The following is a 19,567-nucleotide window of genomic DNA, read 5'->3' as shown; positions in this document are numbered from 1 at the left end:
CTGTGATACATTTTAATTTGGTTTTTTGGATGTATATAAAGCCACTGTGCAGGAATATATGAGTCAAGCATCCTTACATGACAACATCACGGCCTGTGATCAATGTGATACCCTACATTCTTTGGCGGCGTCCGAGCGTGGTCAGCGTTTACGTTGTGCCCAATGTGGGTGTGTCGTTGTGAACGTACATGAACAGGGCGCTGGGCGTCTTGTGGTAGCCAGCTGTTCAGCGCTTTTTATGTTGGTGTTTGCGTCGGCTTTTCCTTTCCTGAGTTTTTCCAGTAGTGGTGCGTCACGCAGTGTTACGTTATTTGATCTAGTGGAAGTGCTGATCCAACAGGATTTTTTGGTGCTGGGGATTCTGATCAGTTTGGCATTGTTTGTCTTTCCTGTTGTTTATCTGGTGTCTGTGGTCTTTTTGGTGACGTCTTTTCGTTACGCTATTCTGAAACCGTTTTTTCAAAGCTATTTTATTCGTTGGATCGTTGCCCTTCAGCCGTGGTTGATGCTGGATGTTTTTCTGATTGGTGCTTTGGTGGCGCTGATAAAAATGGACAGCTTTTCAGAGGTGAGGTTTGATCTGTCGTTTTTTGCTTTCTGTGTATACGCGGTGCTCTTGTTAAAAACCGTTAGTTTGATAGACAGGCGTTGGTTATGGCGTCAAGTGTCTTTAGGTCAAGTGCCTGTAGATCAAGTGCCTTCAAACCAAATGTTGTCGGATAAGGTGTCGTTTAACAGTGGGCAAACGGCTCGCCAGTTAGGTTTTGTTGGTTGTCATTTCTGTGGCCTAGTATTGAATGGAGCGGAGCGTCGTTGTGTCCGTTGTGGTCACTCTGTTCATAGCCGACGTCCTCACAGTTTGTCTAGCACGATAGCCTTACTTGTTGCCGCGGCGGTGATGTTTCTTCCTGCTAATTTTTTTCCTATCATGCAGACGACGTTTTTAGGCAGCAGTGAATCTTCCACCTTGGTAGGAGGGGTGCTATTGCTGTGGTCTCTTGGGTCATATCCAGTGGCGATGGTGATTTTTTTGGCCAGTGTGGTAATACCCATCGCAAAGATTTTGTCGTTGAGCTGGCTGTGTTGGCAATACTATTACCCGACAGAGCGCGAAACTCGGCAAAAAATCCGTTTGTATCGAATCACTGAATTGGTCGGGCGTTGGTCGATGATCGATATTTTTGTCGTGGCGGTGTTGACTGTGTTGGTACAGCTAGGGGAATTGGTGTCTATTTCTCCGGGTCCGGCGGCTTTGCCTTTTGCAGCAACGGTCGTTTTTACCATGCTGGCAGCCATGACATTTGATCCACGCTTATTGTGGGACAAGACTGCGAATTCCTCTTATTTAGACTCAGCGGAGAAACCTTATGACGAAGCGTGTCACTAACGTTGAGCGCCTCAAGCGGGTACATTTTAACTCCATTTGGTTGGTACCACTCATCGCCATTTTGGTGGCGAGCTGGATGTTGTATCAAAACTGGGCTAGCCAAGGTCCTGTTATTACATTAATAGCGCCTAATGCAGAGGGGTTGGAAGCGGGTCAGACAAAACTAAAGGCTCGCAATGTGGATGTGGGAAGAGTGATTGATATTCGTTTGAGTGAAGATTATGAGAAAGCCGTCGTGCAAGTGCGGATGAATCAAGGAACGCAAAAAATGCTGCGGGAAGGTACCCAGTTTTGGGTGGTAAAACCTCGAATTGGCAGAGAAGGCGTGAGTGGTTTAGGCACCTTATTGTCTGGTGCTTATATTGATATGGCGCCGAGTGATGAAGGGCAAGAGATTCGGCAGTTTACGCTGTTGAGCCAGCCGCCACTATCCACCAAAAACGAAGGTCTACGTGTGTTTTTGCACAGTGAAAACAGCGCTAAATTAAATGTTGGCACTGTCGTGCATTTTCGTGGGTACGATGTGGGCTATGTAGAAGAGGTCGGATTCGATACCGCGTCTGGCGAAATCACCTATCGTGTTGTTGTTACACCGCCCTATGATGCTTTGATAAACGACTCAACACAGTTTTGGATCACGCCGGGCTTGTCTTTTAAAAGTTCGGTGCAAGGGTTCGAGGTTAAGCTAGACTCATTGGAAACCTTGTTATCCGGTGGTATCTCTTTTGGTTCTGGAGAAAGCCGAACGCCTGGGCGCCCGATAACAGATTTAACCTCCTTTCGTTTATTTGCCTCAAAAGATGAAGCTGATAACCATGTGTTTAGCAATACGATTGAGTACGTTTTTTTATTTGATGCCAATGTCAGTGGGCTTGCGGCAGGGGCCGATGTGGAGTTTCGTGGTGTGAGAGTGGGCACTGTGTTAGAGGTGCCTTTTACGGGAATTCCATTAGAGGCATTAGCGTCTTATCAGAGACCGGTTATCCCTGTGCTGGCTCGTATTGAGCCCCAGCGCTTAGATTCGTCTGCTACATCGGAGCAGGAGGTGATTAACCAGTGGCGGGAAAGAGTCCCTGGTTTTATCAAACAAGGGCTAAGAGCGAGACTGGAGATTGGGAACTATCTAAACGCAGCAAAAGTGATTAGCTTGGATTTTATTGATAATCCTCCTAGCCATTCCTTAATAACAGTGGCGGGCTATCAAGTGTTTCCAACCAGCGCTACGACGCTGGCAGGAATTGAAAATCAGATTTCACAGGTTCTTGACACTCTTGTGCAGGTGCCATTAAAGGAAACCTTTGAGCAGCTTAATCAAACGATGGGTAGCGCAGATGAAACCTTACGACAGTTGCAACTAATGAGTGAGGCTGTGAAGCAATTATTGGATCAATCCGAAACGCAGGCCCTTCCTGAAACATTGTCTGATGCCATTACTGAGCTGAATCGTACGCTGGCAACCTATCAGGCCAGTGGTCAGATAGGGCGTCCAGTCCGAGAGAATATGGTGCTATTAAACCGTACTCTAAACGAACTGCAACCACTGCTGCGCCAATTGCGAGAAAATCCTAACACGTTAATTTTTGACAGTAAGCCGCAAACAGATGTTCAGCCAAGAGCGGCCCAATAAGGCAGATATTAGTAAGATAAAATACACGAGGGATACATGCATAGAATGAGTTTACGCTTGTTTGTTTGGGGCGTTATCGCCTGGTTGATGGTGGGGTGCGCGACACCGGTTTCACCAAGTAAAGAGTACCTACTGACCGATGAAGCTCTGTCCACCGTGAGAGTGCAGTCAACGAACCCCGTGTTTATACAACTGATGCCGGTGAGTATGGCAAATTATCTTGTAGGCAATGAAATGGTGCTAGTGACTCGACAAGGTCAGGTGCATCGCTCAAAAAACAATCTATGGGCTGAGCCCTTATCTTCTCAATTAGGTCGATTGATTCAGCAGCGATTGGAATCCGCACTGCCGGATATTACCTGGGTAAATACGCAGGCTTTTTTTCCTCAAGATGCCTATGAGCTGCATGTTGAAATAGATACTTTTTTTGCGGATTTAGAAGGGGTAACCATGATTTCAGGGCGCTGGTACATGGCCACGAAAACGGGCGAGTTGCTGCTTGCTGATACCTTTAACGCTACTAATAACATGCAATCTGATGGTTATCAAAGTATGGTCAAAGCCTTATCTCAAAGCTGGTCAGAACAAGTAATAACCAACTTAACTCAGGAAATAGCTCGCTATTTTCAGTAATAACGCATTATTTAGTGCGTTTTAATCATATGGATCAGTATGGTTATTACTGAGATATTGTAAGCACAGCAGTGTGCTCTTCAACAAATGCGTTTAAGCAGGTAACGACATGCATGGGGTGGCTCAAATGCAGGCAGTGCCCGCTTGCTTCGATAATCTCAAGCATTGCGTTAGGTAGATTTTGTTGAGTGTATTGGCCAATAGAGGTAGCGACTAAGACATCGTTTGCGCTTTGCAGAACTAAGTTTGGCGTCGTCACTTGTGGTAGCAAATGACGGTAGTCCGACAAGAAGGTCGCCGAAGCAAAAGGTTTTGAATAAATGACGTCATTGGAGCAAAAGGTGGTCAGTATTTCATTTAGCACTGTTCCCTCGCTTTTGGATTGCGACTCAGGGTGAAGTATGCTTTCTTTTGCGATAAGAGGCGCTAAGTAATTTCCCCAGCCGATAAAGTCTTTGCGCATGAGGTCAATTAATTTTTCCAATGTGCTTTTTTCAAAGCCGCCTTGGTATTGCGCATCAATATTTAAAAAGCAAGGGGAAGGGCAAATGGCCACCATATTGGAAAACAACTCGGGGCGTTGCTGTGCCACTATCCAACCTATGGTGCAGCTTACCGAGTGACCAACAAAGATGCTCTGCGTCAACGACAGAGCATCACAGATTTCAATAATGTCTAACGCGTATCCTTCAAGACCAGAATAACGCGCTTCTTTGTAAGCTGAGAAGTCTGAATTGCCACAACCGACATAATCAAACTGGATAACACGGTACTTTTCTTCGAGCAAGGGAACCATAAAGCGCCACACAGACTGGTTACAGCCAAAACCGTGGGCTAGGATAATGGTTTGTTCGCCAGAACCTGATATTTTGACGTTGTTTCTAGTTACTACATCGATTGGCATTTTACAGGTTCCCTTACGATCATGGGGGTTATTCTTGCACATCCATGTATTTGTTTGCCCAAACACGGTTTTCTTCCAAAGTAGAATAGCGTGTCGACAGTTCTGAGGCATTCAACGTCCCTTCGGCAATACCTCTTTGCTCTCGTAAACAATCATAAGTGGCTTTAATGGCTGCAAAATAGGCCGCATGCCCATTCACTACGATACGCACGCCATTTTCTGCTAAGCGTTTACGATCGCGAAGTTCTGGGTTGTCGTAAGCCACCAACATGATAGGGATTGAGATGTGTTGACTGATTTCTTCCAAGTGCGCGAAATCTCTGATGCCCACCATACAAATACCATCTACGCCAACCGATTGATAGGCTTTAACGCGCTGAATCGTTTCTTCTATGGTCAGCTGACCTGCATTGGTACGGGCAATAATGCTCATCACGGGGTCAATGCGGGCTTCTATTGCGGCTTTGAGTTTTCCCACTGCTTCTTCAACAGGAATTAAATCCGTTGACTTATGGCCGTATTTTGCAGGCAATAGAGTGTCTTCAATGGTTAATGCCGCTACGCCTGCTCGTTCAAGTTCAACAATGGTGCGCATGACATTGAGGGCATTTCCGTATCCATGATCCGCATCGGCAATGATGGGTAAGCGCGCAACACGGCCAATGCGGGTCGCTTGTTCCGTGAATTCGCTTAATGTGATCAGGGCAAAATCGGGTGCGGCTAAAACTTGTAAAGACGCTACTGAGCCTCCTAGTATGCCCACTTCAAACCCTAAATCAGCTGCTATGCGAGCAGACATGGGGTCGAAAGTAGACGCCGTATAATAACATTGCCCACTTGCCAGTAATGCTCGAAAATCATTACGCAAATCGTGCTGAGAAGGTGTTGCCATAAGGTTGCTCCAAACGATGTTATTAAATTACATAAAAATCAGATGGCCCAAATTATACCTATGTTCAGGAAATGCTTCATCTGCAATCATCTAGCTTTCCTTGTTTTGCCTTCTTTTGTAACTATATTACAAGAAAATATTTTTTTCATGAGTTGGGAACTTATTTGTAATTAAGTAAGTGACAGTGGTCTTGTTGAAGAATATTATGTCGCAGTGAATTTCGGAGCTTGACTTCGAGCTATTCTTCCAACCACTCTTTTTGTAAGGTTACCCAATGAATGTTTGGTATCTCATCTGCTTTCTATCAGCGTTAGCTATTTTTATTGCTTTTACAAATCAGTTTGTGCTGAAAATGCAGACAACCATAGCCATAACAACAGGATCGGTTGTGATCTCTTTGTTGCTTATTGTTGCAGTGAAAATGTTAGGCGATGAAACAGCGTTGTTTATTACGCAGATAGTCGCGAGTATTAATTTTAATCAACTCCTTTTAGAGGGGATGTTGGGTTTTCTCCTGTTTGCGGGTGCCTTGGAAATAGACCTTAATGCATTGAAAAAACAGCGTTGGGAAATTACCACATTAGTGCTTTTTTCGACGTTGGTCTCCACTTTTATAATCGGTTACGTCAGTTACTATTTATTCATGTTGTTAAATTTCCCCATACCTTTTATCTACTGCTTGCTCTTTGGTGCTCTCATCAGTCCGAACGATCCAATTGCGGTGTTGGCAATCATTAAGCAAATGGGGGCGCCTGAAGGCATTGCCGTACAGATTGAGGGTGAGTCGCTTTTTAACGATGGCGTTGGATTGGTCATCTTTACGACCATTTTTGCGGTGGCATTTCATGGTACGGAGGCGACTTTTCATGACGTCGCCGAATTGTTTTTAGTGGATGCAATTGGTGGGATAGCTTATGGTTTAGTGATTGCTGTCGTTGGGCATTTTATCATTATCAACTGTAAGGATATGAATATTCGTTTATTGGTAACGCTGACTATTCCATCGGCGGGGTTTGCTCTAGCGAATATTTGGGAGATCTCTGGTGCCTTGGCTATGGTGACAAGCGGTATATTGCTTGGAAACATTACTCGCGCCAAGGCGTCTGAGCGCAACGGCCCCCATGGTACGCGTTACGTGAAAGATTTCTGGCACGCCACAGACAGTTTTTTGAATGCTTTATTATTCCTCATTATTGGTATGTTGATTGTGACGATTCCGATAACGTGGGAGATCATTGGGTTGGGTATCATTATGATACCGGTTGTTTTATTGGCTCGTTTTATCAGCGTAAGTACGCCATACCTTGTTTTTAGACGTTTTAAAGAGTACGACAAGCATTCGGTTAAAATTTTAACATGGGGTGGTTTGAGGGGAGGGTTGGCGCTTGCTATGGCGGCGGCGATTCCATCTGATAGTGTCAATGTTGGCGGTTTCGACCTTCATGATGTCATGGTGGTGATCACTTATGTGGTGGTCATTTTCTCTATCATTATTCAAGGTTCTACCATTTCACCATGGATTCAGCAAAGTACCTTGGCTTCTGAGGAGAAACAACGCGAATTAGATCTTTAGTTCTTCGTTAAAATGAAAACGGGGATATTTCAATGATCCCCGTTTAGTTTTAAATGTGCGTTAATTTAAACATTGCTGGGTGCGCAGTAAGCGGCTAGCCAAGCTGGGCAAGCTGTTCGTAGGTATTGCGCAGCCAGACTTTCATGCGCTGACGTTCAGCAATATTCATGATGCCTTTGTCGTTGGCGACGGCCCAAAAACTGCTGTTATTAAAGTCAATTTTTTGCGTTAGCTTACTCTGTAATTTGGGTAGCTCAATTAGGAGTGCGCCACGTTCTTCCGCTTTTTTATAGGTGTCTGATTTCTTAAAGCGGGAAAAATCACTGCCTCGCCCTAAATTTTGTACGACGATAAAATCCACCGATTCTTGGGGGTAGCGTTCAAGCAGGGCATCCAATAAGGTGACAGAGTCAGCACCATCGTCCATTACATGCCATAGGCACACTTGATAACCAAGATCATCAAGCAGTCCGAAAACGTCCGTTTCCTCAATCCATTGGCCTAAAGGTTCAGCGGCTTGAGCCGCAAGATCAATAATTAGGTCACGTTCTGGGTATTCTTCCACCGCAGCCAGCATGCCATCCAAGCTGTCTTCTTCGCCGATGACGATGGGGGAAGAGAACTCACTGTAAAAGCGTGAAAAGGTGCCATGAGAGGAGTCGCAATCAAAACCTAAAAAAGGCTGATCTTTATCAATGTAATATTGCGCCAATACTCGCGCTGTCATCGACTTACCAACACCGCCTTTCTCTCCACCAACAAAATGTACCTTACCCATTTAGATTTCCTCATCAAAGTCTGTATTTCATCCCTTGTCTAATGTATCAATATTTCATTTAAATGCATGGTATTTTTACGAATAAACACAGTGTTGATAGGGTAATAGCAAAAAACAGGGTGATTTTTGATGAAAAGTAGACACAATGTCAACGTGGTAGAAAAAGCGTCGTTGTAACGGATAAGAAGAAAATTATGTTGGGGCGAAAAAATGAAAGAGAAAGCTGAGCTGGAAGAAAGAGCAAAAGGTCGTCTCACGACAAGAACGGTGGCTATGCCAGGAGACACTAACCCTTCCGGTGATATATTTGGAGGGTGGGTAGTATCCCAAATGGACATTGCGGCAGGCATATGTGCAGGTCAACGCGCTCAGTCTAGGGTAGTGACGGTGGCATTGGATGGTATGAGTTTTATTCGACCAGTCAAAGTAGGGGATATTTTAGGGGTGTATACCCGAGTAGAATCCGTGGGTCGTACCTCTATGAATATTTTGGTGGAGGCTTGGGTTCGTCGTGGGCGTATTGGTCAGCGTGAAAAAGTGACCGAAGGAATGTTTAAGTTTGTTGCCATTGATGAAACCGGTCGCTCAACACCGATTCCAAAAGAAGAGGATCTTCCGGATTATGTATTGCACGGATTTGATGAATAACGCCTTCTGAAAGGCAAAAAAAAAGCGCTTACCGTAGTAAGCGCCTTTTTATTGTTGGTACCAGTAGGCGGACTCGAACCGCCACACCCGAAGGCAACGGATTTTGAATCCGTCGTGTCTACCAATTCCACCACACTGGCCTTGAAAAAGGTGAAGCGTATTCTATGGTTTTTTACATAAGAGTCAATCAATTAACACAAAATAAATGCGTATTTTTTAATGAATGGAGGTCATGACCTCATCGGCCCATACCATGGCGTCCAAAAATGCCCTGTTCAGGGCCGTTCTTTCATCGGCGGTCATGGCATCGATGCTGCACCAGTTTTGATCTTCACAGCTTAGTGTGTGTGTGAGATACGCCCCGAGCTCACCCAATTGGGTCATAATGGCGTCGAGCAAATCTTTCTCTAAAGCAATCTCATTGAGTACGACGGTTTTTTCCAAATGAAAAACAGCGTCTATGCCAGATAATAATCCCACCATAAAGGCTGAGTCTGCCCGTTTAGAGTGTGTATTTTCAGCCAGCAGTTGGCAGCAACGTCCGCGTGTTAATAGCACTTTTAAAAGCGACTGCGGTTGGTCGGTTGAGGAGGTGAGTGTAATCAGTAGGGCCCATTTTTTTAACTGTGCTAATCCAAGAAAGACAATGGCTTCTTTTATTGATGTCACGGTTTTAGCAATACCACAGACGGGGCTGTTAAGAATACGCAGCAGTTGGTAAGACAGCTTAGGGTTTTTAGTCACCAGGCGAGTAACTTCTTCAATGCTGATGTCTTGATCCTGCAGGGCATTGACGAGCGCAATAGCACCGCTGGTGGTTGAATCAATTTTTTTGCCTTTTATCAATTCAGGGCGTTGCAAAAAGTAACCTTGAAATAAGTCAAATCCAAGTTGTTTGCAGAGTTCAAACATGGCTGAATCTTCGACCTTTTCGGCCAATATGATAAGGCCTTCTGATTTCAGTTCATTGATTTCTTTTATGTAATCACTGGGCGGTGTGAGAAGGACGTCTATTTTAACAATTGAGACGTAAGGTAATAATGCTTGGTAATCGCTGTCAAACTGATAGTCGTCTAAAACAAACCGGTACCCTGCTGATCGCCATTTTTTGACGGCGTCAAGAAACTCAGCAGTAATTTTTTGGTTCTCAAGAATTTCGATATAGACGGTGTCTGGATCGATTGGGAAGAAAGCGTCCGACAGCATGAGTTCGGTTGTCATGTTGATAAAGAAAGGCTTTCTTAACTGGGATTCTAAATGGGTAATGCCAATGCACAAATTGACCAGTACCTGACTGGTGGCAACTTGACCATCGGAGATGTTTGCATGGAGGGCATCCTTTCCGCGGAATAATAGCTCATACCCAAAAATATCTTTTGTTCTTTTGAGTATGGGTTGCTGAGCCATCATAAGATCATTTAATACCGCTGGAAATTCGATCATTGTGTCTCTCTGTGTGAATCGTTCTTGTTTTTAAACGCTATCGTTTAGTTTGATGGAGCAGACATAAAAGCATAATAGGTGGGTTTTATTCAATGTTTCTTATATTAACCTTTCTAAAAATCCGTTTAAAAGATTGATGCTAAAGAAAAAAGGTTGACAGTATTGTTGGAGACTCCTAAAATCCTCGCCAGTTTTTAGGGGCTATAGCTCAGCTGGGAGAGCGCTTGCATGGCATGCAAGAGGTCAGCGGTTCGATCCCGCTTAGCTCCACCACTTATTGCTAAATAAGTGGTCTATAAAAACATCACCCAGGACACACTGTCCACTTACGCTACGCGTTTTGTGGGGCTATAGCTCAGCTGGGAGAGCGCTTGCATGGCATGCAAGAGGTCAGCGGTTCGATCCCGCTTAGCTCCACCAATTTCCTTTATTATTTATCAAATTCTGTTCTTCTTTTTTATCTCTTCCGAGGTTAGGCTTGTTTTCATTTGAATAAGCCTAGGATTCGTGCATGTTTCAACTTTACACAAGTAACCGTCTAGAGGATTTGGCCGTGTTGCTTGCGAAGATTTTGGCTGTTTCGCCGCCAGAAAATCCGTTTGATGATGAGCATATATTGGTACAAAACCCCGGTATGGCGCAGTGGCTGAAGATGTTCTTGGCTGAGTCGCACTCCATTGCCGCAGGTTTGGTGTTTCCTCTGCCTTCTACCTTTGTTTGGCAAACCTTTGCGCAAACGTTAGACGATATTCCGGCGCAAAGTGAATTTAATAAGCCTTTCTTGGTATGGCGTTTAATGCGTTTGCTGGACGCACGCTTACACGAACCCGAATTCCAAGCGCTGAGTTGGTATTTGGAAGAAGACGATACACAAATTCGACGCTTCCAGTTATGCAGCAGCATTGCCGATATTTATGACCAATATCTGGTGTATCGCCCTGATTGGATTAAGAGTTGGGAGGGTGGCGAAGCGCAAGACCCCAAGCTGAAAGCCATCTTTGAGCAGCAACCTTGGCAGGCTATTTTATGGCGTGATCTGGTGGCTGATGTCAGTCAACAAGGAACTTCCTTGTATCATCGGGGGAATCTTATTGAGGCCTTGCATGACAAGACTCAATCCTCTGCGCGACCGGTCGGCGTTCCTGAGCGAATCTTTATTTTTGGCGTGTCTTCCTTGCCGCCAAATACGCTGGAATCTCTTCGTGTGTTGGCCGCTTCTGGCTGGATTGATGTGCATCTGTTTTTGCAGAACCCTTGTCGTTTTTATTGGGGTGATGTGGTCGATAAACATTATTTGGGCCGAGAAATAAAACGCCAAACCCTCAAGCCAGGTTTGAGTACGGATACCTTGCATCTTGATGCTAATCCGCTGTTGGCAAGTTGGGGGCGTTTGGGTCGAGACTACATTGCTCAGCTGCAAGAGATGGCCGATAACGAGCTGGAAGTGTTCGAAGATTATCGTAGTGAGCAATCGACTGGGTTACTGCAATGGGTTCAGCAAGATGTATTGACCCTAGAAAACCATGGTTCGAAACAAGAAAGAGACGCCAGTATCGCTAATGCGGAATATCGTCACGCTATCGCAGTGGGTGATCAAAGTATTCGTGTTCATCGTTGTCATAGCCCATTGCGGGAAGTGGAAGTCTTGCATGATCAGCTGTTGCAAATGTTCGAGAGCGATCCGAGCTTAACGCCAAAAGACATCATCGTCATGTTACCGGACGTCAACACCTACAGCCCGTTTGTGAAGGCGATTTTTGGGGGTGAAAAAAAGAGCGGTGCTGTTAAAGGCAGTGCTCAGGGCAGAAAACAGATTCCCTTTGCCTTGATTGACCAATCTGGCGGCATGGAAAACCCGATTGTCGATGCCTATTTGTATTTGCTTGGTTTGGGCGAAAGTCGTTTCACCTTGTCAGAATTGATCAGCGTATTAGAAGTGCCTGCGGTGTTGGCGCGTTTTGAATTAACCGCCGACGAGTTAGCGCGTATTCGCCAATGGTCTACAGAAGTTGGCATTCGTTGGGGGTTGGATGGCAACACGGCTCAACAGCATGACTTGCCCATACAAGAATCCCATACTTGGCTGAATGGCGTGCGCCGCATGTTGTTGGGTTATGCCATGGGACACGATCATATTTGGCAAGACACATTAAGTTATGGCGATGTAGAAGGGTTAGAAGCCTCGGTGGCGGGGAAATTGGCGGAATTTTTGGTTGCCATTAACGATGCACAAGCCAAGTTAATGGAATCCCTTGCGCCGAAAGAATGGATTTCGACCTTGTATTACTTAGCGGAACGCTTCTTTTTGGTGGACGAAGACGATGCCTTTCAGGTGCTGCTGAGTAAGCAGCTTGATGCGTTAACGCTGCAGTGGCAGCAAGCGCATTTTGATGCGCCATTGGATCAGCAAGTAATCCGTCAGTTGCTCTCGCCATTGTTGCAAGAGTCCCAAGGCGGACAGCGTTTCCTAGCGGGGCGAGTCAACTTTTGCACCTTGATGCCCATGCGCTCGGTGCCGTTTAAAGTCATTTGTGTGTTGGGCTTAAACGAGGGGGATTATCCTCGAAGCGTCGCACCAATGGGCTTTGATTTGATGGTCGGGCAATATCGCAGCGGCGATCGAAGCCGACGAGAAGACGACAAATACTTGTTTCTCGAAGCCTTAATGTCGGCGCGAGATTGTTTCTATATCAGTTATGTGGGTCGCAGTATTCAAGATAACAGCGAAAAGAATGCGTCTATTTTAGTCAGTGAGTTGTTGGAATACATCGGGCAGAGTTGTGTGTTTGACGGCGACCAAACATTGGCGCCAGACGAGGCGCAGAAAGCCTTGTTAGAGCGACTGATTCTTGAGCATCCGTTGCAGCCTTTTAATGCCGCTTATTACGTTCAATCGCAACAATCGGCCGTTCAGTTTGATACACGCTTATACAGCTATGACGATCAATGGTTACCGGCGTTATTAAGTGTTCCGGTGGACAATGAGCCACAAGCGTTTCTTCCACTGGATGGTTTAGAGCAGCCAAGATTGGAGCTGGCTCTTGATGAGTTGTCGCGTTTTATTGGACATCCGGCGCGTTACTTTACTCAGCGCAGATTAAAAGCCTATTTGAGCTTGCCAGAAGAGGAAGAAAAAGAGGACGAGCCATTCGCATTAGATGGCTTGGCGGGCTATCAATTGCGTGAAGGCTTGCTACAAGCCATGCTAAAAGACGATGAAGATTCGTTTGTTGAGCGTTTGTCCTTAACGGGGGCCTTGCCTTACGGCGCGTTAGGGCGTTTGTCTTTGCAGCAGAGTCGTGGTCAATGTCGTCAGTTGTTGTCTGTGTTACAGGGCTATGCGTTGGAGGAATGTGCGCCTATTGAAGTAAATTTAACCCTTGGCAGTCTTGTTTTGCAGGCGTGGTTGGATTTACCAACGGCGACGACGCGTTTGTCTTATCGCATTGGGGACTTATCCGCTCATCAAAAAATGCAGGCGTGGATTGAGCATTTGGCATTGTGCGCCCAAGGTACGCCAAAACAGCATCACCTTATTAATCTGACCAAAACCGGCAAGTTGCTTCAGCACAGTTTTATTATCATTCCACCAAACGATGCCCAAGAACATTTAAACAACATGCTTGCTTTGTTGCAGCAAGGCTTGTGTCAGCCGATTGCTTTGCCAGCCAAAAGCGCAGATGCATGGTGCAAAAGCTATTGTTCGAGCAAAACGCAAGAAGACGCGGATATTGCTTGGGAGCAAGCATTGAAACTGTATCAAGACAACAGTAGCGCCTTTACTCGCAGTGAAGTGGACGATGCTTATTGGCAGCGCTATTTCCCTGATTTAAATCGCCAAAAAGCGCAGTTTGTCGCCTTGTGTGAGCAAATCTGGTTGCCCATGCATCGTCATTTGGAGGTGATGGAATGAGTCTTTCTAACGACCTAGTTTCTGTTAATGCAGAAGCCTTGAACATGATTCCTGAGCCGCTAAACGCCTTAAACTTCCCATTGTTTGGCAAACGCCTAATCGAAGCCAGCGCGGGTACAGGGAAAACTTACACCATTGCGAACTTGTATTTGCGCTTGCTGGTGCCGACTGGGCAGCCTTTATCTGGAAATAGTAGAGATTTAGATAAACCGCTAACGGTGGATCAAATCTTGGTGGTGACTTTTACCGAAGCCGCTACCGCCGAACTAAAAGCACGGATTCGTGGACGCATACGTGCCGCGCGAAAAGCCTTATTACAAGGCGAAAGCAGCGATGTGTTTCTGGCGGATTGGATGGCGCAAATGTCAGCCGAGCAAAGTGCAGGCGCCATAGAAAAGCTACTGTATGCCGAAAAGCAAATGGACGAAGCCGCGGTGTTTACCATTCATGGCTTTTGTCAGCGTATGCTGAGTCAAAACGCTTTTGAAAGCCGCATGTTGTTCCAACAAACCATTGAGACTGACGAGTTAGCCCCATTGTCTATGGCGGTGAAAGACGTTTGGCGCAGTGTGTTTTATCCGATGGACGACACCAAAGCCGCCTTGATTCAGCCGATTTGGTCGAATCCAGATGCTTTGTTGAAAGACTTATATTTATTGAATAACCAGCCTGACGCCAAAATTGCCGTGCCAGATTACGATTGGGAAAGTGCGCTAAGTCAGGCTCAACAAACCATGGCAGCGGTTCGTGCCATGTGGCTCGCTCAGTCGCAAGATATTATTGATGCCCTTGAGCGCAGTGGCATTAAACGCACTTTTTGGCGCAAAGATCCGTCGAAAGACATTCAAGCCATGACGCAATGGGCGAACTCGACGCGTTTTGAACTAGATAAAAGCCTTGAGAAATTTGATAGCAATGAACACGCAAGTCGATTGAGCAAAGGCGGCGATTTGCCGGCTCACGAATTTTTTGGCTTGGTGCAGTCTTTGCGTGAAAGCTTTCCCAATGCGGGGCGATTAAAAGCGGTGTTGCTAACTCAGCTTTGGCAGCAAACCCAAGAACGCATGAAACGCTGGAAGCGCAGCACGCAATCGCTGACCTTTACCGATTTGCTAACTTCTCTTGATGTGGCGCTAACGAAAGACGAAGCGGGCAAATTAGCCGAACGCATTCGTCATCTTTATCCGATTGCTTTGATCGACGAATTTCAAGATACGGATGCGGTGCAGTATCGGATTTTCTCCACCATTTATGCACCAGCGACTGTTGATCAAAATACCTTAGGCTTGATCATGATTGGTGATCCAAAGCAGGCGATTTATGCTTTTCGTGGCGCGGACATTTACACCTATTTGGCAGCAAAAAAACGTGTCGACAGCGTGTATTCTTTGGCAACCAATTACCGTTCTTCTGCGGCAATGATTCAGTCGGTGAATGGGCTTTTTACTACGCAAGCGGAACCCTTTCGCGTCACCGGGATTCCCTTTGTTGAAGTACAAGACCGTGGCGTGGCGGGTGGTTTTTCTCGACAGGGTCAAACGCAAGCCGCATTGCAGTTTTTGTATCAACGCAGTGACGAGCCAGTTTCCGCCAAAGAATATCGTCAAACCATGGCGGAGTCCTGCGCGGCGCATCTTCATGAGTTGTTGCTAGAAGGGCAGCAAGGCTCTGCGCTTATTGATGGCAAAGGCGTGCGACCAAAAGATGTTGCCTTATTGGTGACTAACTTTAGCCAAGCGAATGCCTTGAAAGATGCATTGCGTCAGCGCGGCATCGCCAGTGTGTATTTGAGTGACAAAGGTTCGGTGTTTGAAACGGTCGAGGCACGAGAATTATTGATCGTGCTGACGGCGATCTTATCCAATGGACAAGAAAGTAAACTGCGTTCGGCCTTGGCGACCAGCTTGGTCGATTGGTCACTGGAAGACTTGGATACGTTAAATCACGATGACGTGGTGTATGAGAAATGGGGGCAAGCGTTCCGAGATTATTTGGAACTCTGGGACAAGCAAGGTTTGTTGCCCATGTTACGTGAGTTTATGCAGGACGTTGCCTTGGCGGCGAATATGCTCAGTCATACTGGTGGCGAACGTCGCTTGACCGATTTTCTGCATTTGACCGAAAAACTACAGCAGAAGTCTCTTGAGTTGGATTCCAAAGAAGGCGTTTTACGTTATCTCAGGTTGGCGATTCAAAACCCCAATGGCAACAGTGACGAGCAAAAGATTCGCCTTGAAACCGATGCAGAATTGGTGCGGATTGTTACCATTCACAAAAGTAAGGGCTTGGAATATCCAATAGTTTATTTGCCTTTCGCGTTTACGCCATATCATGATCAGGACAGTTCCGCTTTGTATCATGATGCGCAGCAGCAACTGTGGATTGCCATTGATCCTGATGAAGCGCAAACCGAGCAGCACAAAGAAGAGCTGTACGCGGCAGAAATTCGTTTGGCTTATGTGGCGTTAACCCGCTCCAAAGAGGCCTGTTTTATTGGTTCTATGGAAGTGGGCAAAAAGTCTAATAAGACGCGTGGTGCCATGTCGGATGTTCATCTTAGTGGTGTTGGTGCTTTGATTGGCGAAGGCGAGTCGCTTGAGGCTGGCGATTTGTATCCAAGTATCGAACGTCTTTGTGAGCGTTATCAAGACGGTCAAATGCAGTTATTGGATTTGCCTGAAGAACCACAGCGTTTACCACGATTCAAAATGGCGGCTTTTAATAAGGTGCAGGACGAATTGATCGAACCTCATGCACGAAATTTTACTGGTCGTGTGGAACGTGATTGGTGGGTCGGCAGTTATTCCTCGCTGGTGGTGGAAGACAAAGAACATCACGATGAAAGTGTGCCCGGTTTGGATGAGATGACGCGTTTTGTCGATCCTTTGCTGGACAATATGGAAGTGCCTGAGTCGCCATTGGAACCACAACAAAAGGAACCACAACAAAATCGTTTCAGCTTTCCCAAAGGCGCAAAGCCTGGGACGTTCTTGCATGACACGCTGGAAGGCAAAGCGCTGCATGATGTGTCTGCTAATCCAAGCTTTAAAGATTTATTAAAAACCAGTCACCATAAGCTGATGGCCGATTTCTATCAGCGTCAGGGTTTCGATGACTGGCAAGACGTATTGAGCGAATGGTTGCCTGATATCGTTAACACCGAGTTAATGGCGGGGATGAGTCTGGGGAGTTTGGCGCCGTCTGCTTGTCGCAAAGAGATGGAATTTTTTATTCCGGTGACGGGCATGAACGCCTTGCAGCTGGATCGTATTTCTCGTGAGCATGATGTGGTGTCGAGAGTCGCACCGATGATTCAGGATCGTCCATTAAAAGGCATGTTAAAAGGCTTTATCGATTTACTGTTCGAATACCAAGGTCGTTATTACGTGCTGGATTATAAGTCGAATTACTTGGGTGACGACTTTGCCGATTACGAGCCAGACAAGCTAGTTCACGCCATCGCCGAGCACAGATACGACTTGCAATATCAACTTTATACCTTGGCTTTGCATCGCTTGTTGAAGCAGCGTTTGCCAAATTATGATTACGACAAACATGTTGGCGGCGTGGTGTATTTGTTCCTGCGCGGCATGCAGCCAGAACAGCAAACAGGCATTTTCCAAAGCCGTTTAAGTCTTGAGCATTTAACCGCTTTAGACAAACTGTTTAGTGGAGAAAGAGATAAGCCAGAAAATAACGAGGCGGTGCAATATGGACTTTTCTAATCAGCTAGGTTTGCTCGACTCTCTCAATGAAAAAACGCTTGAGGAAAATTCTCCGGTAGTAACATCATTCAGTTTGTCAGATTGGCAGGCCAAAGGCGTATTGCGAGCGATTGATTGCCAGTGGATTGAGCAATTGGCTCAACACGTCAAAGAAGGCAATCCTGACCAAGGTCATAGTGCTGTTCATATCGCCGGTGCTTTGTGCAGCGCTTATCTTGGTGCAGGTCATATTTGCATTGATCTGGCGACCATTTGGCAAAGACCACCAGAAGGCATTGACCTAGACGAGTTACGAACGGCGTTAGGCAATAGCGGCGTGAAGAGTGTTGCTGCTTGGTGTGAAGCCTTACAGGCGAGTCGTTTGGTTTCGTTAGCAGAGAGCGTCACTGAGCGTCCGATGGTATTGGCTGGCACGCGTTTGTATTTGTATCGTTATTTCCAATATGAGCAACAGGTACTGAATTATCTCGAAGGGCAATTTTCTGTTGCGCCTTTTGCTGTGGATGCCGGTTTATTAGCGCAACTTTTTCCTAATCAAGCTGAAGAGGTGGATTGGCAAAAAGTCGCCGTCGCCAACGCGGCGAGCTTGCCTTTCTCGGTGGTCAGCGGTGGCCCAGGAACCGGGAAGACAACAACGGTAACTAGGTTGTTGGCTTTGCTGGTGGCTCAGTCAATGGCGGAAGGCAAAGTGCTGCGTATTGAACTTGCTGCGCCAACAGGCAAAGCGGCGGCGCGGCTGACGGAATCTATTTCAAAAGCCAAAGCGGATTTACCATTAAGTGATGAGGTTAAGCTCGCCATTCCAGAGCAAGCCAGTACTTTGCATCGCTTATTAGGCAGTGAATTTGGGCGTAGCCGTTTTAAACATAACAAAGAAAACCCTCTGCATCTGGATGTGTTGCTGGTGGATGAAGTGTCCATGGTGGATTTGCCGATGATGGCGAAATTGATCGATGCGATGCCGCCCCATGGACGATTGATCTTACTTGGAGACAAAGACCAGCTTGCTTCTGTGGAGGCGGGCAGTGTGCTTGGGGATTTATCTTATGGCATTGATAATGTCTATTTCCAACCAGAGTGGGCTGATCGGCTTGCCAATTTGACTGGAGAAAACCTTGCGCAATTTGGTAACCCGTCGGCTCCGCCAATTAGCCGAGCGCTTACTTTGTTACGCACCAGTTATCGCTTTGACGCTAATAGTGGCATCGGACACTTGGCAAAAGCCATGAACGCAGGCGACAGTCAGGCTGTTTTGCGTTGTCTGCAGTCTAATTACGCTGATGTTGAGTGGCGAGCACCAGAAGAAGGGCAAACCAAAGCCGATATCGCGACCTTGGCCAAAGGTTATGACGACTACTGGGAAGCGGTGCGTCAGAATTTTGATATTGCCAAGCTTTATGAGGTGTTTTCACGTTATCAGATTTTGACGGCGGTTCGCCAAGGTGAATTTGGTGTCGAGAAGGTGAATGCTCAGCTGGAACAGTATTTCTATCAACGTGGGCGAGTAAAAGATCCCCATGTTTGGTATCCGGGAAAAGCGGTGATGTTAACGAGAAACGATGCGGCATTAGGCTTGTTTAACGGTGATATTGGCCTTTGTATGCCCGATGAGTTTCAGCGTCTTCGTGTGTGGTTTATGCAGCCTGATGGCTCTTTTACCGGCTTGTTACCGAGTCGTTTGAGTGAGTTCGAAGTGGTCTTTGCGATGACGGTACATAAGTCCCAAGGTTCTGAATTTGATCAAGTTGCCTTGTTATTACCCATGACGCCATCGCCAGTATTAACCAAAGAATTGCTTTATACGGGCATTACTCGAGCGAAGAAGATGTTTACCTTGTGGGGATCAAGCGGATTGATTCGGGCAGCGACCAGCACTCGTATTCAGCGTTATTCTGGTCTTGTCGACGAGCTTTGGCATTGATATTTTACTATTCGGCATTACTTTGAATAAGATATTGATAATGCGAGCAAATAATTCATCGGCGTGATTCTTGCTGTGGTTTTTTTGTGGTAGGGTAAGCGGCATTTAAACATTGTGTAAAGT

Annotated in this window: 12 protein-coding genes and 3 tRNA genes; 10 read left to right on the top strand and 5 right to left on the bottom strand. The window is 46.1% G+C overall.

What is annotated here, in order from left to right; translation table 11 throughout:
• Positions 1-58 precede the first annotated feature (58 nt).
• Genes EBI00_RS04280 through EBI00_RS04270 form a run of 3 tightly spaced genes read left to right on the top strand, consistent with a single transcriptional unit; the run spans position 59 to position 3,647 of the window.
• On the top strand, positions 59-1,387 hold the full coding sequence (locus EBI00_RS04280; protein ID WP_123094679.1) for a paraquat-inducible protein A: 1,329 nt from the start codon (positions 59-61) through the stop codon (positions 1,385-1,387).
• On the top strand, positions 1,368-3,014 hold the full coding sequence (gene pqiB, locus EBI00_RS04275) for an intermembrane transport protein PqiB (protein WP_123094678.1): 1,647 nt from the start codon (positions 1,368-1,370) through the stop codon (positions 3,012-3,014). The genes EBI00_RS04280 and pqiB overlap by 20 nt, the downstream gene beginning before the upstream one ends.
• Before the next feature lie 45 nt (positions 3,015-3,059).
• Complete coding sequence (locus EBI00_RS04270) at positions 3,060-3,647, top strand: PqiC family protein (RefSeq protein ID WP_123094677.1); 588 nt, start codon at positions 3,060-3,062, stop codon at positions 3,645-3,647.
• 46 nt (positions 3,648-3,693) lie between these two features.
• Here the strand turns inward: EBI00_RS04270 and EBI00_RS04265 are convergent, their stop codons facing one another.
• The gene (locus EBI00_RS04265; protein ID WP_123094676.1) at positions 3,694-4,551 is read right to left on the bottom strand and encodes an alpha/beta fold hydrolase; all 858 of its coding nucleotides are present in this window, start codon (positions 4,549-4,551) and stop codon (positions 3,694-3,696) included.
• Between the two features lie 28 nt (positions 4,552-4,579).
• Entirely contained in the window at positions 4,580-5,443 is an 864-nt protein-coding gene (locus EBI00_RS04260; protein WP_123094675.1) for an isocitrate lyase/PEP mutase family protein, read from the bottom strand.
• Positions 5,444-5,717: 274 nt separating this feature from the next.
• On the opposite strand from EBI00_RS04260, the gene EBI00_RS04255 reads away from it, so the two are divergent.
• Entirely contained in the window at positions 5,718-7,016 is a 1,299-nt protein-coding gene (locus tag EBI00_RS04255; RefSeq protein WP_123094674.1) for a cation:proton antiporter, read from the top strand.
• 94 nt (positions 7,017-7,110) lie between these two features.
• Here the strand turns inward: EBI00_RS04255 and EBI00_RS04250 are convergent, their stop codons facing one another.
• A complete protein-coding gene (locus EBI00_RS04250; RefSeq protein ID WP_123094673.1) occupies positions 7,111-7,794 on the bottom strand; it encodes a P-loop NTPase family protein in 684 nt (227 codons plus the stop codon).
• A gap of 210 nt (positions 7,795-8,004) precedes the next feature.
• Here EBI00_RS04250 and EBI00_RS04245 point away from each other — a divergent pair, with 210 nt between their 5' ends.
• Positions 8,005-8,442: an acyl-CoA thioesterase gene (locus EBI00_RS04245; RefSeq protein ID WP_123094672.1), complete on the top strand. Its 438-nt coding sequence runs from the start codon at positions 8,005-8,007 to the stop codon at positions 8,440-8,442.
• Between the two features lie 55 nt (positions 8,443-8,497).
• On the opposite strand, the gene EBI00_RS04240 is transcribed toward EBI00_RS04245, so the two are convergent.
• Both EBI00_RS04240 and EBI00_RS04235 read right to left on the bottom strand, forming a co-directional pair.
• Positions 8,498-8,582 (bottom strand) — tRNA-Leu (locus EBI00_RS04240).
• 76 nt (positions 8,583-8,658) lie between these two features.
• Entirely contained in the window at positions 8,659-9,885 is a 1,227-nt protein-coding gene (locus EBI00_RS04235; RefSeq protein WP_123094671.1) for an EAL and HDOD domain-containing protein, read from the bottom strand.
• Positions 9,886-10,082: 197 nt separating this feature from the next.
• On the opposite strand from EBI00_RS04235, the gene EBI00_RS04230 reads away from it, so the two are divergent.
• The 5 genes from EBI00_RS04230 (at position 10,083) to recD (ending at position 19,444) form a co-directional block, all read left to right on the top strand.
• Positions 10,083-10,158: transfer RNA gene (locus EBI00_RS04230), tRNA-Ala, on the top strand.
• 71 nt (positions 10,159-10,229) lie between these two features.
• Positions 10,230-10,305: transfer RNA gene (locus EBI00_RS04225), tRNA-Ala, on the top strand.
• A gap of 91 nt (positions 10,306-10,396) precedes the next feature.
• Positions 10,397-13,798 carry an exodeoxyribonuclease V subunit gamma gene (gene recC, locus EBI00_RS04220; protein WP_123094670.1) on the top strand — a complete coding sequence of 1,134 codons (3,402 nt, stop codon included), beginning with the start codon at positions 10,397-10,399 and terminating at the stop codon, positions 13,796-13,798.
• On the top strand, positions 13,795-17,523 hold the full coding sequence (gene recB, locus EBI00_RS04215) for an exodeoxyribonuclease V subunit beta (RefSeq protein ID WP_123094669.1): 3,729 nt from the start codon (positions 13,795-13,797) through the stop codon (positions 17,521-17,523). Before recC ends, recB begins: the two co-directional genes overlap by 4 nt.
• A complete protein-coding gene (gene recD / locus EBI00_RS04210; protein WP_123094668.1) occupies positions 17,510-19,444 on the top strand; it encodes an exodeoxyribonuclease V subunit alpha in 1,935 nt (644 codons plus the stop codon). Before recB ends, recD begins: the two co-directional genes overlap by 14 nt.
• The last annotated feature ends 123 nt before the right edge of the window (positions 19,445-19,567 follow it).

Origin of the sequence: Marinomonas hwangdonensis, assembly GCF_003721245.1 — a bacterium.
Lineage (GTDB): Bacteria > Pseudomonadota > Gammaproteobacteria > Pseudomonadales > Marinomonadaceae > Marinomonas > Marinomonas hwangdonensis.
The sequence above is the reverse complement of the archived record's forward strand: the minus strand, read 5'-3'. Positions and strand labels throughout refer to the sequence as shown.

What these genes read in the sequence shown, in the direction of transcription:
- EBI00_RS04245 (WP_123094672.1), top strand. Translation starts at nt 8,005, where the DNA reads ATGAAAGAGAAAGCTGAGCTGGAAGAAAGAGCAAAAGGTCGTCTCACG.
- EBI00_RS04265 (WP_123094676.1), bottom strand. Translation starts at nt 4,551, where the DNA reads ATGCCAATCGATGTAGTAACTAGAAACAACGTCAAAATATCAGGTTCT.
- recD (WP_123094668.1), top strand. Translation starts at nt 17,510, where the DNA reads ATGGACTTTTCTAATCAGCTAGGTTTGCTCGACTCTCTCAATGAAAAA.
- EBI00_RS04250 (WP_123094673.1), bottom strand. Translation starts at nt 7,794, where the DNA reads ATGGGTAAGGTACATTTTGTTGGTGGAGAGAAAGGCGGTGTTGGTAAG.
- recB (WP_123094669.1), top strand. Translation starts at nt 13,795, where the DNA reads ATGAGTCTTTCTAACGACCTAGTTTCTGTTAATGCAGAAGCCTTGAAC.
- EBI00_RS04235 (WP_123094671.1), bottom strand. Translation starts at nt 9,885, where the DNA reads ATGATCGAATTTCCAGCGGTATTAAATGATCTTATGATGGCTCAGCAA.
- EBI00_RS04260 (WP_123094675.1), bottom strand. Translation starts at nt 5,443, where the DNA reads ATGGCAACACCTTCTCAGCACGATTTGCGTAATGATTTTCGAGCATTA.
- pqiB (WP_123094678.1), top strand. Translation starts at nt 1,368, where the DNA reads ATGACGAAGCGTGTCACTAACGTTGAGCGCCTCAAGCGGGTACATTTT.
- EBI00_RS04280 (WP_123094679.1), top strand. Translation starts at nt 59, where the DNA reads ATGAGTCAAGCATCCTTACATGACAACATCACGGCCTGTGATCAATGT.
- recC (WP_123094670.1), top strand. Translation starts at nt 10,397, where the DNA reads ATGTTTCAACTTTACACAAGTAACCGTCTAGAGGATTTGGCCGTGTTG.
- EBI00_RS04255 (WP_123094674.1), top strand. Translation starts at nt 5,718, where the DNA reads ATGAATGTTTGGTATCTCATCTGCTTTCTATCAGCGTTAGCTATTTTT.
- EBI00_RS04270 (WP_123094677.1), top strand. Translation starts at nt 3,060, where the DNA reads ATGAGTTTACGCTTGTTTGTTTGGGGCGTTATCGCCTGGTTGATGGTG.